This is a genomic window from Streptomyces sp. NPDC093591 (genome assembly GCF_044764885.1).
Classification (GTDB): domain Bacteria; phylum Actinomycetota; class Actinomycetes; order Streptomycetales; family Streptomycetaceae; genus Streptomyces.
Genome location: NZ_JBIWIY010000004.1, coordinates 146,984 through 160,133, shown reverse-complemented (window position 1 = coordinate 160,133; position 13,150 = coordinate 146,984). Strand labels below are relative to the sequence as shown.

The 13,150-nt window shown below is 71.0% G+C and carries 12 protein-coding genes; 7 read left to right on the top strand and 5 right to left on the bottom strand.

Going from position 1 to position 13,150, the window contains the following annotated elements:
• Position 1 precedes the first annotated feature (1 nt).
• On the bottom strand, positions 2–952 hold the full coding sequence (locus tag ACIREI_RS10145) for an NADP-dependent oxidoreductase (RefSeq protein ID WP_403329833.1): 951 nt from the start codon (positions 950–952) through the stop codon (positions 2–4).
• Between the two features lie 71 nt (positions 953–1,023).
• On the opposite strand from ACIREI_RS10145, the gene ACIREI_RS10140 reads away from it, so the two are divergent.
• From ACIREI_RS10140 to ACIREI_RS10110, 7 genes are all read left to right on the top strand, one after another.
• Positions 1,024–1,998: a GlxA family transcriptional regulator gene (locus tag ACIREI_RS10140; protein WP_403329830.1), complete on the top strand. Its 975-nt coding sequence runs from the start codon at positions 1,024–1,026 to the stop codon at positions 1,996–1,998.
• A 64-nt stretch (positions 1,999–2,062) separates the two neighbouring features.
• Entirely contained in the window at positions 2,063–2,914 is an 852-nt protein-coding gene (locus ACIREI_RS10135; protein ID WP_403329827.1) for a hypothetical protein, read from the top strand.
• A 266-nt stretch (positions 2,915–3,180) separates the two neighbouring features.
• Entirely contained in the window at positions 3,181–4,905 is a 1,725-nt protein-coding gene (locus ACIREI_RS10130; RefSeq protein WP_403329824.1) for an ATP-binding protein, read from the top strand.
• Positions 4,906–4,910: 5 nt separating this feature from the next.
• The gene (locus tag ACIREI_RS10125; RefSeq protein ID WP_030043913.1) at positions 4,911–5,321 is read left to right on the top strand and encodes a roadblock/LC7 domain-containing protein; all 411 of its coding nucleotides are present in this window, start codon (positions 4,911–4,913) and stop codon (positions 5,319–5,321) included.
• Entirely contained in the window at positions 5,318–5,689 is a 372-nt protein-coding gene (locus ACIREI_RS10120) for a DUF742 domain-containing protein (protein ID WP_403329821.1), read from the top strand. Before ACIREI_RS10125 ends, ACIREI_RS10120 begins: the two co-directional genes overlap by 4 nt.
• Positions 5,670–6,275 carry a GTP-binding protein gene (locus ACIREI_RS10115; RefSeq protein ID WP_403329818.1) on the top strand — a complete coding sequence of 202 codons (606 nt, stop codon included), beginning with the start codon at positions 5,670–5,672 and terminating at the stop codon, positions 6,273–6,275. The genes ACIREI_RS10120 and ACIREI_RS10115 overlap by 20 nt, the downstream gene beginning before the upstream one ends.
• On the top strand, positions 6,272–7,519 hold the full coding sequence (locus ACIREI_RS10110; RefSeq protein WP_403329816.1) for a cytochrome P450: 1,248 nt from the start codon (positions 6,272–6,274) through the stop codon (positions 7,517–7,519). The genes ACIREI_RS10115 and ACIREI_RS10110 overlap by 4 nt, the downstream gene beginning before the upstream one ends.
• 94 nt (positions 7,520–7,613) lie before the next feature.
• Here ACIREI_RS10110 and ACIREI_RS10105 read toward each other — a convergent pair whose 3' ends face one another.
• The 4 genes from ACIREI_RS10105 to ACIREI_RS10090 form a co-directional block, all read right to left on the bottom strand.
• Positions 7,614–9,122, bottom strand: a complete 1,509-nt coding sequence (locus ACIREI_RS10105; protein ID WP_403329813.1) for a hypothetical protein — start codon at positions 9,120–9,122, stop codon at positions 7,614–7,616.
• 429 nt (positions 9,123–9,551) lie between these two features.
• Positions 9,552–9,752 (bottom strand): hypothetical protein, encoded by a 201-nt coding sequence (locus ACIREI_RS10100; protein ID WP_403329810.1) that lies wholly within the window; start codon positions 9,750–9,752, stop codon positions 9,552–9,554.
• Positions 9,753–9,932: 180 nt separating this feature from the next.
• A complete protein-coding gene (locus tag ACIREI_RS10095) occupies positions 9,933–11,567 on the bottom strand; it encodes an amidohydrolase (RefSeq protein ID WP_403329807.1) in 1,635 nt (544 codons plus the stop codon).
• 18 nt (positions 11,568–11,585) lie between these two features.
• Positions 11,586–13,088 carry an APC family permease gene (locus tag ACIREI_RS10090; RefSeq protein WP_403329805.1) on the bottom strand — a complete coding sequence of 501 codons (1,503 nt, stop codon included), beginning with the start codon at positions 13,086–13,088 and terminating at the stop codon, positions 11,586–11,588.
• Between the last annotated feature and the right edge of the window lie 62 nt (positions 13,089–13,150).

The window sequence follows — 13,150 nt, the reverse complement described above, 5'->3', positions numbered from 1 at the left end:
CTCAGCTGACGAGCAGCACCAGCTTGCCCGTCGTCCGGCCGGTGTCGCCGAGCGCATGTGCCTCGGCGGCATCGGCCAGCGGGAACGTCCCGGCGATCTCGGCGCGCAGCTCGCCCTTCTCCACGAGTTCCACGATCGCCCGCAGATCGGCGCGGTCGGCGTCCACGAGCATCCGCACGCCCCGAACGCCGAGCCGCTCGGCCTCCTCGTGGAACTCGTCCGACCCGACCGGCAGGATCGAGACGACGACCCCACCGGGGCGCAGCACCCTCAGCGAGCGCACGGACGTCTCGCCGCCCAGGGTGTCCAGTACGACGTCCACGTCCTTCACGGCCTCGGCGAAGTCCGTCTCCCGGTAGTCGATCAGCTCGTCCGCGCCGAGGCTCCGCAGGAAGTCGTGCTTGCCCGCGCTCGCCGTGCCGATCACATACGCGCCCCGCGCCTTGGCGATCTGCACGGCCACGTGTCCGACCCCGCCCGCGGCCGCGTGGATCAGGACCCGCTGCCCCGGCTTGAGGTCGGCGTACTCGACCAGCGCCTGCCAGGCGGTGAGGGAGACCAGCGGCAGCGCGCCCGCCTGCGTGTGGTCGATCGAGGCCGGCTTGTGCGCGAAGGTGCGCGCCGGCGCGGAGACGTACTCGGCGTGCGAGCCGTGGCCGAACGGGTAGGACAGCATGCCGAAGACCTCGTCGCCGGGCGCGAAGCGGGCGACGCCGATACCGACCGCCTCGACCACTCCGGAGACGTCCCAGCCCAGGACGAAGGGCGGCTCGCCCAGGAAACCGCCGTTCGCGCGGTGCTTCCAGTCGGTCGGGTTGAGGCCGGCGGCGCGGACGCGGACCAGCACCTCGTTCGGGCGCGGCGTCGGGCGCTCGATTTCCACTTCCTTGAGGACCTCGGGACCGCCGAGGACGTCCTGGCTGATGGCTCGCATCGTGTTCACAGTGCTCATGGGGAAACAGCCTGCCGGGAGCCGCCGCACAGGAAAATGGCACGATTGCCAACCTTCGATAGGATCGTGCCATGAGTGGAGAGCGAAGCGGTGAGCGACAGGTGGAACGGGTCGTGGTGCTGGCCCTGGACGGCGTCTACCCCTTCGAGCTGGGCATCCCCAGCCGGATCTTCGGCGCGGCCGACGGCCGGTACGAGGTGCTGACCTGCAGCGTGGACGGCCGCCCGGTGCGCAGCAACGCGGACTTCACGATCGGCGTGCGGTACGGCCCGGAGGTCCTCGCCACGGCCGACACCGTGGTGGTCGCGTCCATGGCGGTCCCGTACATCCCCGCGGAGCTGCCCGCCGAGGTCGCCGACGCGCTCGCGCTGATCCGCCCGGACGCCCGCATCGTGTCGATCTGCACCGCCGCCTTCGTCCTCGCCGCGGCGGGTCTCCTGGACGGCCGCAGGGCCACCACGCACTGGCAGGTGACCGAACCGTTCCGGCGCCGGTACCCGCACGTCGACCTGGACCCGGACGTCCTCTTCGTGCACGACGGACGCATCCTCACCTCGGCCGGCGCCGCCTCCGGCGTCGACGTCTGCCTGCACATCGTCCGCACCGACCACGGCCATGAACTCGCCAACGCGGTGGCCCGGCGCTGCGTCGTGCCCCCCTTCCGGGACGGCGGCCAGGCCCAGTACATCGAGCAGCCGGTCCCGGAGAGCGCGGCGGCGAGCACCGCCCCCACCCGCGCCTGGGCCCTGGAGCGCCTCGACGAACCCCTCACCCTGGCCGACCTCGCCGCCCACGCCCGGATGAGCCGGCGCACCTTCGCCCGCCGCTTCAACGACGAGGTCGGCCTCAGCCCCGGCCGCTGGCTGATCCAGCAGCGCGTCGCCCGCGCCCGGCATCTGCTGGAAGCCAGCGATCTGCCCGTGGACCAGATCGCCGGCCAGGTCGGCTTCGCCACGGGAGCCTCCCTGCGCCAACACCTGCATGCCGCGATCGGGGTGTCGCCGCAGGCGTACCGGCGCACGTTCCAGGCGGCTGCCGCCAGGTAGACACGAACGTTCCGGCCCGCCGGCGCGTCGAAGGACCAAGACGGCAGGGGCACAGGGGGCAGGAATGCGCAGAGGGCTTGTGGCGGTGGCGGTCCTGGTGGCGTCGGCGGCCGTGGGATGCGGGGCCGGCGAGGAGGGCGTGATCGTCCAGGGCACGCCGCCGCCCACGCCGTACGACGGACCGCTCTACGTCCCCGTCCGCAATCTCGACGAGGACGGCCCGCGGGCGACACGCGTCGAGTCGGGCGCCGCGGGCCGGGCACTGGAGTGCGACGGGGAGATCTACTCCGGCGGGGGCGGCGAAACCTGGAGCGAGGGGGACGGCGGATCCACGCCCGAGGAGGGCCTGACGGCGTACTTCGACATCGAGCAGCCCGATGTGCCGCGGTCCGGCTACCGCGTGGAGCGGGAGGAGAACGGCCGGGTCCTTTTCTCCTACGACGTCGACGGGCGGACGAAGGTCGCGGTCGTCGTCGCCGAGGACGGTGAGGACCGCCCCGGTTGGGGCCCGGAGACCAGCGCCTCCTGTGACCCCGCCGAACTCCCCGAGAGCTTCACCGCCACCCAGGAGTACGAGATCTGGACCGACGAGGACGGCCGCCGCGTGCCGATCACCGAGATCAGCAGTTCCGCCGGATCGGCCCACTGCGACTGGCAGCAGGCGCACTTCCTGGGACTCGGCACGTACCGGGACCGCAAGCTGTACGCCCGCGATCCCGACGGCGTGCTCGCCCCCGGCATGCTGAACGCCGCGTACGACGGCGACGTACCCATGCCCGACGACGCGCACGACACCGGATACCGGCTCGGCGACCGGCGGCTGTGGCTGACCGACGACATGTCGACGGCGTACGTCCGCACCCCCGACGGTGTCGAGGCCTGGCCCCGGGTGAAGGACGGCGCCGGCTGCAGGTGAACCGCGCGTGAACCCAGGCGTCGTTTTCTCCAACTGTGCAGGTCAGTAAAGGTATTTGTCGATGTTTGTGCGCTTGGCGGAGAGTGATGGAATCCTCACTTCCGCCAAGCGGTCAGGTTGATCCTTTCGCGTTCAAACCCGATAAGCTCCCGTTCGGCGCTGCGAGTTGACTCGGTCGCGATCGGTCACCTCGTGGTGCGTATGCATCAGTGCGCTTCCCCCTTGCACACCCCCCCTGTTCGATCGTGTTGCTTGTAAGGATGCAGATGGAACTCGCCACTCCGCCGCCGGCGGCGCGGGCCCCTGTCGCCTGGTACAGCTGGTGGTTGATGCCGCTGGCTTTAGGAGGCGGGACGGTTGCCGCCACGTTCATGAGCTCCGAGCGAATAACCGCCGGTGTCGCGGGTGTCGCGGCGACGGCCGCGAGCGCCGTCTGCGTACGGCTGCTGATCCGCACCCGCAACCAGCTGAGGAGCTCCGAGGGTTCCTTCCGCGCCACGCAGGCCGAGCACTCGCAGCAGTGGCAGCAGCATGTGGCGGGCCTGGAGCGGAAGTTCACCGCCGAGCGCGCCTCCCTGGAGGGCCAGCTCACGGATCAGTCCGGCGCGTACGAGGCACAGCTCGCGGAGCAGCGCTCGACGTACGAGGCTCAACTGGCCGAGCAGGCACGCGCGTTCGAGGAGCGCCTCGCCGCCCAGGTGACGTCGTACGAGTCCCAGCTCACCGACCAGGCCGAGGTCTGGCAGGAGCAGCTCGCGCACCAGCAGGCCGCGGTCGCCCGGCTCGCCGACGAGCAGCTGCCCGAGGCCCTGAAGCAGCTGCGCGCCGGCGAGGCCATCGACGACCTGCTGCCCGCGGCCAACCAGTGCGCCAAGGTCAGCGCCGACCTGCAGGCCGAACTGCGCAAGGTGCTGCGTACCGCCCTGATCGGCGTGGAGGAGGAGTTCAACCGCTCGACCTCCGCCGAACAGGCCGTCATCAGCATCGGCAACCGTATCCACGTGCTGACCAGCAAGCTCCGCGGCCGCCTGCACGAGATGCAGGGCGAGCACGGGCGGCTGCCCGCCGTGGCCCGCGGTCTGATGCAGCTGGACCAGGAGCTCGGCCCCGCCGACTCGCTCGCCGCGAGCATCGGCGTGCTCGGCGGCTCGGACCGGCCGGGACGGCAGTGGCAGGAGCCGCAGCGCCTGCTCAGCGTGGTGCGCGGCGGCGTCGGGCGGATCAAGGACTTCCACCGCGTCGAGATCCGCCACCTGCCCGAACTCGGCGTGGACGGCGGCCTGGTGGACCACCTCACGCTGATCTTCGCGCACCTGCTGGACAACGCGGCCCGCTACTCGCCGCCCAGCGAACCCGTGCTGGTCTCCGGCAAGGAGGTGCCCAACGGCGTCGGCATCGAGATCCAGGACTCCGGCAAGGGCCTGAGCGACGAGAAGAAGCGCGAGGCCGAGGACGCCCTGACCGGCACCGCGGCCGGACCGGGCATCGGCGGCATCTCCGAGGACGCCAGCATCGGCCTGCGCGTCGTCGGTGCACTCGCCCGTCGCTACGGCATCCGCGTGACCTTCGCGGACTCGCCCTGGCTCGGCACTTCGGTGGTGGTGGTGGTTCCGCACAAGTACTTCAGCCCGCTGCCCGCCGCAGCCCCGGCCGCCGCCGCGACCCCGGCGGCCCAGCCGGCCGAGGCCGCCCCGGTGCGCACGGCGGCCGCCGCCGAATGGGTGGCCGAACCCGGCGAGGCCGTGGACACCACGCCCGGCGGACTGCCCCGGCGCCGCAGCAAACGCAACGAGGCGGCCGCGCCCCAGCCGGCCGAGCGCCGGGAGCGGACCGAGGAGACAGCCGTCTCCGCGGTCCCGCCGGACGCCTCGTTCGCCGGCCTGGCCGCCTTCGCCACGGCCGGCCGGGAGGCCGGCGAGGAGTCCACCGAGGAGGAAACCGCACCTGCCGGGCGCGGATCCACCGAGCACCACACTGAAGAGAGCGACTAGTCCACATGACGCAACAGGGAACCGACGTGAGCTGGGCGCTCCGCGATCTGGTGGAGTCCATCCCGGAGATCCGCTTCGCCCTCGTGGCCTCCAGTGACGGCAAGGCCATCACCTCCTTTGGTGCCGAAGACCCCGACGACGTGGACCGGTTCGCGGCCGTGGTGGCCGGACTGCAGGCCCTGGCCCAGCCGGTCGCCGAGCAGTTCCCCAAGTACGCGGGGCAGCTCAGGCTGGCGATGATCGAGGTCGACGGCGGGCACCTCTTCGTCGTACGGGCCGGTGTGGAGACGTATCTCGGTGTGCTTGCCCGGGAAGGCCTCGACCAGGGGCTGCTCGGACACCAGATGAGGGATCTGGCCCGGAGGATGGGCGAGCTCCTCGGCACCACTCCGCGCCTGGAGGAGCACTCTGGATGAGTGCTCCCCGCCGGTCCACGGACCCGTCCGGTCTCGAGCGCTACTACGTCCTCACCGGGGGGCGCAGCGGACCGGGCGGTTCGGCGTCGAGTCTCGACGTTGCGACCCTCATCGTCTCCCTGACCGCCCCCGTACCGGGCATGCAGCACGAGCACGAGGACATCCTCCGGCGCTGCCGCGATCCGCTGTCGGTGGCCGAACTCGGCGCCCATCTCGGATTGCCCTTCAACATTCTCGCGGTGCTGCTCACGGATCTGCTCGAGGCAGGCCGCGTCGAAGCCCGTGACCCCATCCCGGCGCACGGCGTCGGTCGCGGGCCCGACCTCGCGCTCCTTGAGGAGGTACTCAGTGGACTTGAAAGGCTTTGACGATCCGGGGCGGCCCGGTGGGTCCGGCCCCCGCTCGGTGAAGGTGATGATCGCCGGCGGCTTCGGCACCGGAAAGACCACCTTGGTCCGCTCGGTCAGCGACATCAAGCCGCTGACCACCGAGGAGACGCTCACCCAGGCCAGCGCCGACGTCGACCACCTCATCGGGGTCGCCGACAAGACGGAGACCACCGTCAGCCTGGACTTCGGCAAGATCAGCCTCAACGAGAGCCTGATGCTGTACCTGTTCGGCACGCCCGGCCAGGAGCGGTTCTGGTTCCTGTGGAACGGCCTGTTCAAGGGCGCGCTCGGCGCCGTCGTCCTGGTCGACACCCGGCGCCTCGCCTCCAGCTTCCGGGCCATCGAGGAGATGGAGCGGCAGAACGTCCCGTTCGTCGTCGCGCTGAACGTCTTCCCCGACTCCAAGGGCTACCCGGTCGAGGAGATCCGCGACGCCCTCGACATCCCCGAACACATCCCGGTCGTGGCCTGCGACGCCCGCGACCGGGCCTCCAGCCGTGACGTGCTCGTCGCGCTGATACGTCACTTGAAGGCTCGCTCCGCCGTCGCACTGGAGTCCCGATGAACGCCCAGCCCTTAAACGATCCCGACGCCCCGAGCGGCTGCCCGGTCGCCCACGGGGCCGACCTCACCCGGCTGTACGGGCCGGAGGCGTCGACCGACCCCTACGGCATCTACGAGCGGCTGCGCAAGGAGCACGGGTCCGTGGCGCCGGTGCTGCTGGAGGGCGACGTCCCCGCCTGGCTGGTCCTCGGCTACCGCGACAACCGGCGGGTGCTCGACAACCCCCGCCAGTTCAGCCGGGACGCGCGGATCTGGCGGGACTGGCGGGAGGGGCGTGTTTCCGAGACGTCACCGCTGATCCCGATGGTCGGCTGGCGGCCCGACTGCGTCTCCCAGGACGGCGAACCGCACCGCCGGTTGCGCGGCGCGGTCACCGACGGGCTGCTCGCGGCGTCCAGCCGCGGCGTACGGCGACACGCCACGTACTTCGCGAACAAACAGATCGACGCGTTCGCCGACGCCGGGCGCGCCGACCTGGTGGCCGACTACGCCGAGCACCTGCCGATGCTCGTGCTCACCCGGATCCTGGGCCTTCCCACGGCGGACGGGCTACGCCTGGTCGAGTCGTGCGCCCAGGTCTTCAAGGGCGGCGAGGGCGCCCTCGAACACAACGAGCGGATCATGCAGATCCTCGCGGAACTCGCCGAGCGCAAGCGGGTCGAGCCGGGCTCCGACTTCGCCACGGCCCTGCTGCAGCACCCGGCCGGCCTCGACGACGACGAGGTCGTCAGCCATCTGCGCCTGGTGCTGATCGCCGCGCACACCACCACCAGCAACCTGCTGGCCCGGGTCCTGCAACTGGTCCTCACCGACGCCGGCCGGCTGTCCGGTCTGGTCAGCGGGCAGCTGAACATCTCCTCGGTGGTGGAGGAGGTCATGTGGGACACCCCGCCGCTGGCCGTGCTGCCGGGCCGGTTCGCGACCGCCGACCTGGAGCTCGGAGGCCATCACATCCAGGAGGGCGAACTGCTCATCCTGGGCCTGGCCGCCGGCAACCTCGACCCGGAGGTACGGCCCGACTCGGCCGTCGCCGTCCAGGGCAACCAGTCGCACCTGGCGTTCAGCTCCGGACCGCACGAGTGTCCGGGGCAGAACATCGGCCAGTCCATCATCGAGATCGGCGTGGACGTCCTGCTGCACCGGCTGCCGGGCCTGCGCCTGGCCGTGCCGTCGGAGGAGCTCTCCTCGACCGCCTCCACCTGGGAGTCCCGGCTCGACAGCCTGCCGGTCGAGTTCTCCGTCTGACACCACCGCTCCGACACCACCGCTGCCCGGCCGGATCCCCGGCCGGGCAGCGTCGTCTCCTCACCCGGCCGGCATCCGGAAAAGGACTGAGGCGTCAGCCGTCGAGCCAGTCGCCTGCGACGCCCGTGGGACGGTATCCCGTGGCGTTCCAGAGGAAGTGCGGGTGGGCGCCGCCGAACATGTAGGCGAGCAGCGCGGTGTCCTCCCTCCCGGTCCGAGGGTCGTGCAGGGTGTGAAACCTCTCGGATCCGACTACGCCGGCGTCCTGTTGGATCTGACGAGCGCGCTCCGGGGACGGGTCGGCGCTGGATGCCTCCACAGCGGCGATGTAGGTGCGGCGCAAGATCTCCCACGCGCTGTCGGTGTTGCCGTACCAGGGCCCGTGCAGTGCTTCGAAGGCATGGAGCTCGGCGTCGAAGAGCGGCCATGCCTGGGGGTGTTGGGCCCGGCAGCGCGCGGACAGCTCGGCGGTCCGGGGGCTCAGTGCCGGTGCGGTGGGCCGCGGGGCGATGGTGAGGGTGGCGCCGTGGGTGAGGATGCCGGTGCACGGGTTGGGCTGCAGGTCGCACAGCGGGCACTCGTCGGCCGGGGGGAGGCCTTGAGTGATGCCGTCGAACCACAGGGCGTGGCGGCCCGTGAGCCCCATCCAGACGATGGTGGTGGTCATCAGCCAGGTGTTCCACATCGGGCTGTGCGCCTCGGGCATGCAGCCGTACTTGACGATGGCTATGGCGCAGGCGGCGTAGAGCGCCTTGGTGTGGGTGGGCATGTCGGCGAGCCAGAAGTTGCTGATCTCGCCGGTGAGGGCGTCGGCTCGGACATCGGCCATGTCGTCGATGGCACGGCACAGCAGCAGGGAGGCGAGGTTCTCCTCCTGCCAGAGTTCGGTGTCGGGGGCGACGTGCCAGAACAGGCAGTCCAGCATCTGCAGGATCGAGTAGGTGCTCTGGTTGAGCGGGTTGGACTGGGGGAGCGTGACGTTGCCCGCGTCGTGCTGCTGGAGCCAGTACTCGTCGACGGATCGCTTGTGGGCCGCGAAGAGCCCGGAGACCAGGGCCCGTGCGCTGTTGGTGCTGAAATTCTCGGCCAGGCGGCCTTCGACGTGTTGGGTGAGGCGCGTTGTGTCGATGGTGTCGATCACGCGCTTGTATTCGTGGAAGACGAGGATGTCGTCCTCGAAGCGGTAGCGGTGGCCCAGGTCTCGCTCAAGGTCGTTCATCTGCCGGGTCCAGGACCATCCACCGGTCAGGACGCTGTCGAGTTCCCGGCGGTTCGGCCAGGTCTTGACGGTGAGGGGACGACCGGCGCTCTGCCGCCAACGGTAGTCGTCCAGTGTGCGTGCGGGGGGTGTGGGCAGCCGACGGCACAGAGGGCAGGTGCAGGCGGTCGTCTGCTCCTCCTCGCGCGGCGGGGTGAGGGCCCGGCTCCTCCACGCCCCTTCCAGCATCGTGCAGGTCAGTCGGCAGAGCTCGATGTCGGTGCTGACTTGGGGGAAGGCTGCCTCGATCACGCGCAGGCCGGCGTCGAGGCGCCTCAGCCTGGCGTAGCCCTCCTCGTCGGGCGGGAGGAACGCGGGCCGCGCCAGATGGAGGGCTCCCTCCACATGCAGCGTGGTACCGGGGTGAGGGGATCCGAGGGCGTTCAGCCGCTGCAGAGCGGCGTTATGGGACCTTCGGTACTGCTCCGTGCTCCTCTTGACGTGTTTCGCCAAGAAGCGGGCCAGGCTGTTCGCCGCCTCCGTGGGCGGGAGTTGGGCGCCTGGCTGCGCCGGGAGCAGGCTGTCGGCGGACGCCTTCGGAACAGTGCCTATAACACGAGATTTCACACCGGTCTCCCATTAAAACTGTGGTCTGGCAACGGAATCGAACGACCGTGGCTGTCGGCCGGCCGTGCCCGGGAACCTTCGGTACTTGCCGCGACGGCCTCGCCGAACGGCCGGACTCACGCGACCGGCTCGGGTTCCTGCCGCGAACGACCGTGAAGGGCACGACTGCTGCGTCGGCAGCCGAGGAACGGCACCTCTGTCGGCGCCTCAGCGTCCGACGCCAGGGACGACGATGAGCTCACGCGCCGCCTCGGCTGTCCCGTCCGGCTGGTTGGCGTCCAACGGGTCGTCGAGGAGTAAGGCCAGGGAGAACCGATTCATCTGGACGGCCATGTCGTCGGCCGAGGCGTAGGGGTAGGTGCGGGCGGTGGTCTGCGGCAGATCCCATGGCTGGTATTCCTGAGGCATGCGCTTCCTTCCGGGAGACGGCGATACAGAGCCCCCCCGGCCCTGCCCACAGGTGGCCGAATTGGCCACCCGTGCACTCGAACTCAGCTTCTATGGCCGAAAGTTGAACCTAAAAGCGGTACGAGACTGCCCAGAGCGTAAATGATCTACGCGTGACCGGACCGTGATCTCCGTTACTGCTCACACCTCTTGAGCTGCGTATACTCGCGCGCCCCCGACATAAGTGGAACACACACGCGTCTGAGCGATCGCCTCGGCCGGCCCCTCGAACGGATCGCGGTCCAGGACCACGAGATCCGCGAGCGCTCCCGGCCGCACCGCGCCCGTGTCGTCGAGGTGGTTCACATGTGCCGAGCCCGCCGTGTACGCCGTCAACGCCTCGGCGAGTCCGATGCGTTCGGCGGGAAGGAACACCGGCGTGTCGCCGCCGTCGGGCGCCACGCGGTTGACCGCGACATGGATTCCCTGGAGCGGATCGGGGCTGCTCACGGGCCAGTCGCTGCCCGCCGCGAGCCGCGCGCCGGAGCGCAGCAGCGCCCCGAACGGGTACTGCCACGCGGCCCGTTCGGACCCGAGGAAGGGGATGGTCAGTTCGTCCATCTGCGGTTCGTGGGCCGCCCAGAGCGGCTGGATGTTCGCGATGGCGCCGAGCCGGCCGAAACGCGGCACGTCATCGGGGTGGACGACCTGAAGGTGCGCCAGGTGGGGCCGCGTGTCGCTCGGTCCGTTCGCGGCCCGCGCCGCCTCGATGGCGTCCAGCGCGTCGCGTACGGCACGGTCGCCGAGGGCATGGAAGTGGCACTGGAAGCCGAGCGCGTCCAACTCACGCACGTACTGGGGTAGTCGACCGGCGTCGATGAAGCTCGTGCCGCGGTTGGCGGTGGCGCAGCCGCACTTGTCGAGGTACGGGTCCAGCAGGGCGGCGGTCCCGGTCTCGGCGACACCGTCCAGCATCAGCTTGACGCTGCTCGCGCGGAACCGGCCGTGGCCCGAGGCGGCGCGCCGCTCCACCAGCTCCGGGATCTGCTCGGCACCGCGCTCGCGGTCCCACCACAGCGCCCCGACGACACGCGCGGTGAGCAGGCCGTCCCGGGCCGCCGCGAGGTACGCGTCGGACGGGTCGTCCATGCCCAGGAACTCCCCGACCAGCGCGTCCTGCCAGGCCGTGATGCCGAGCGCGTGCAGATGCCGCTGGGCGTGCAGCAGGGCTGCCAGCCGGTCGGCCGCGGTGGCGGGCGGAGTGAGCCGCCCGACGAGCTGCATCGCCCCCTCCTGCAACGTCCCGCTCGGCTCACCCGAGGCGTCCCGGTCGATGCGCCCGTCGGCCGGGTCGGGCGTGTCGCGTGTGATGCCCGCGAGCGCGAGGGCACGGCTGTTGACCCACGCGCCGTGATGATCCCGGTTGGGGAGGTAGACCGGCCGGTCGGTCACCACCGCGTCCAGCAGCTCCTTCGTCGGCGTACCGCCCTCGAAGGCCTCCATCGACCAGCCGCCGCCGGTGATCCACTCCCGCTCCGGGTGCGCGTCGGCGTACGCGCGCACCGCGGCGAGGGTGCCGTCCGCCGTCCTCGCCCCGGTCAGGTCGCACTGGGTGAGCTCCAGCCCCGCCGGCACCGGATGCACATGCGCGTCCTGGAACCCCGGCAGCAGCAGCCGCCCGGCGAGGTCCACCACCTCGGTCCGCGGCCCGGCGAGATCGTGCACCTCCTGATGTCCTACGGCCGTGATGCGGTCGCCGGTGACGGCCACGGCGGTCGCGGTGCGGCCCTCGGGGGTGAGGACGGGGCCGCCGGTGAAGAGCAGATCTGCGTACATGGTCCGTTTCCTGATCGGTCAGCGGGACGTGGCGAGAAGGCGGGGCGCGTCCGCGTCGGTGCCCTTGCCGGTGCGGAAGTACGGCGACCTGCGCACCCACTTGGCCCACGCGGCGGCCACGAAGCCCGACGCGATCATCGCCAGGGGAGTGCACAACAGGAACCAGCCGTTGTCGGCGCTGACTTCGAAGTGGTCGGCGGAGGTGTAGAAGGACCAGCCGAGGTAGCCGCCGAGGCCGAGCAGGACCGCCGCGCTCAGCGCGGGCAACACCACCGCCCGTACGCCTTGCCGCCAGTCCTCACGCAGCAGCGAACGGAAGCGCACGGCGGCCGCGACGGCCGTCAGGGCGTACGACAGGGCCACCACGATGCCCACGGCACTCACCGTGGCCATGATCATGTCGGCCAGCCGCGGGATGACCAGCGCGAGCGCCGCGACCACCGCCGCGAGCGCGCCGATGAGCAGCGTCCCGGCGGCCGGAGTGCCGTACCGGGGACTGACCTTGGACCACACCGGCCCGAGCGTACGGTCCCGGCTCATCGCGAACATCGCCCGGGCCGTGGGGATCACGCCGGCCTGCAGGGAGGCGACGGCCGAGAACATCAGGGCGACGAGGGGGAGCGCCGCCCAGGGCTGGGACGCCAGCCGTTCGCCGAAGAAGGCCAGGCCCTCGGCGCCGTGACCGACCAACTCCGCCTCGGACAGGACGCGTTGGAAGGCGATCGAGCCGAGCAGGAACAGCGCCAGCATGGTGAACAGGGTGGTGATCCCGGCCCGGGACGCGTCGCGCGGGTCGCGCACCTCCTCGTTGACGCTGAAGGCCGACTCGAAGCCCCAGTAGCAGAACACCGACAGCAGCATCCCCTGCGCGAGTGCCGTCGCCGACGGGATCGCGAACGGGTCGAACCAGCTCAGGCTGAAGTCGTGCGGGCCGGTGACGATGCCGTAGCCGCAGAAGCCGAGCAGGACGACGTACTCGAAGACCAGCAGTCCGGCCTGCAGTCGCGCGGCGGTGCGGATGCCGGTCACGGCGGTCAGCGTGACCGCCACCAGGACGAGGATGCCGACCGCGGTCGTCTGCGCGGTCGAACCCGGGTCCAGCGCCACAGTGCCCACCCGGTGCAGCCCGGCGTCCCCCGCGAGCTGGAGCAGGGCCGAGCCGGTGACCGCGGTGGTGTACGCCAGGAACGCCACCACGGCCACGATGTTCACCCAGCCGACCATGAAGCCGAGCCACGGAGTGAGTGAACGGCCCACCCACACATAGCCGTTGCCCGCGTTCGGCTCGACGCGGTTGAGGCGGGAGTAGGCGCCCGCGATGCCGAGGATCGGCAGGAACGCCAGCAGCATGATCGCCGGCAGATGCAGGCCGACCACCCCGGCCGTGACCCCCAGGCCGATGCCGATGCTGGTGGTCGCGGCGGTGCTGGACGCGGCGATGGCGATGCCGTCGAGGACGCCGAGGGACTTGCGCAGCGCGGGCCGCGCGGCTGGGTCGACGCTGTGGGGCTGGTCGGGCATGGCCGGTCTCCGCTCGCACCGGGGGCCTGGGCGGCCCCGATGAGCGGACATGAAACTGTCCG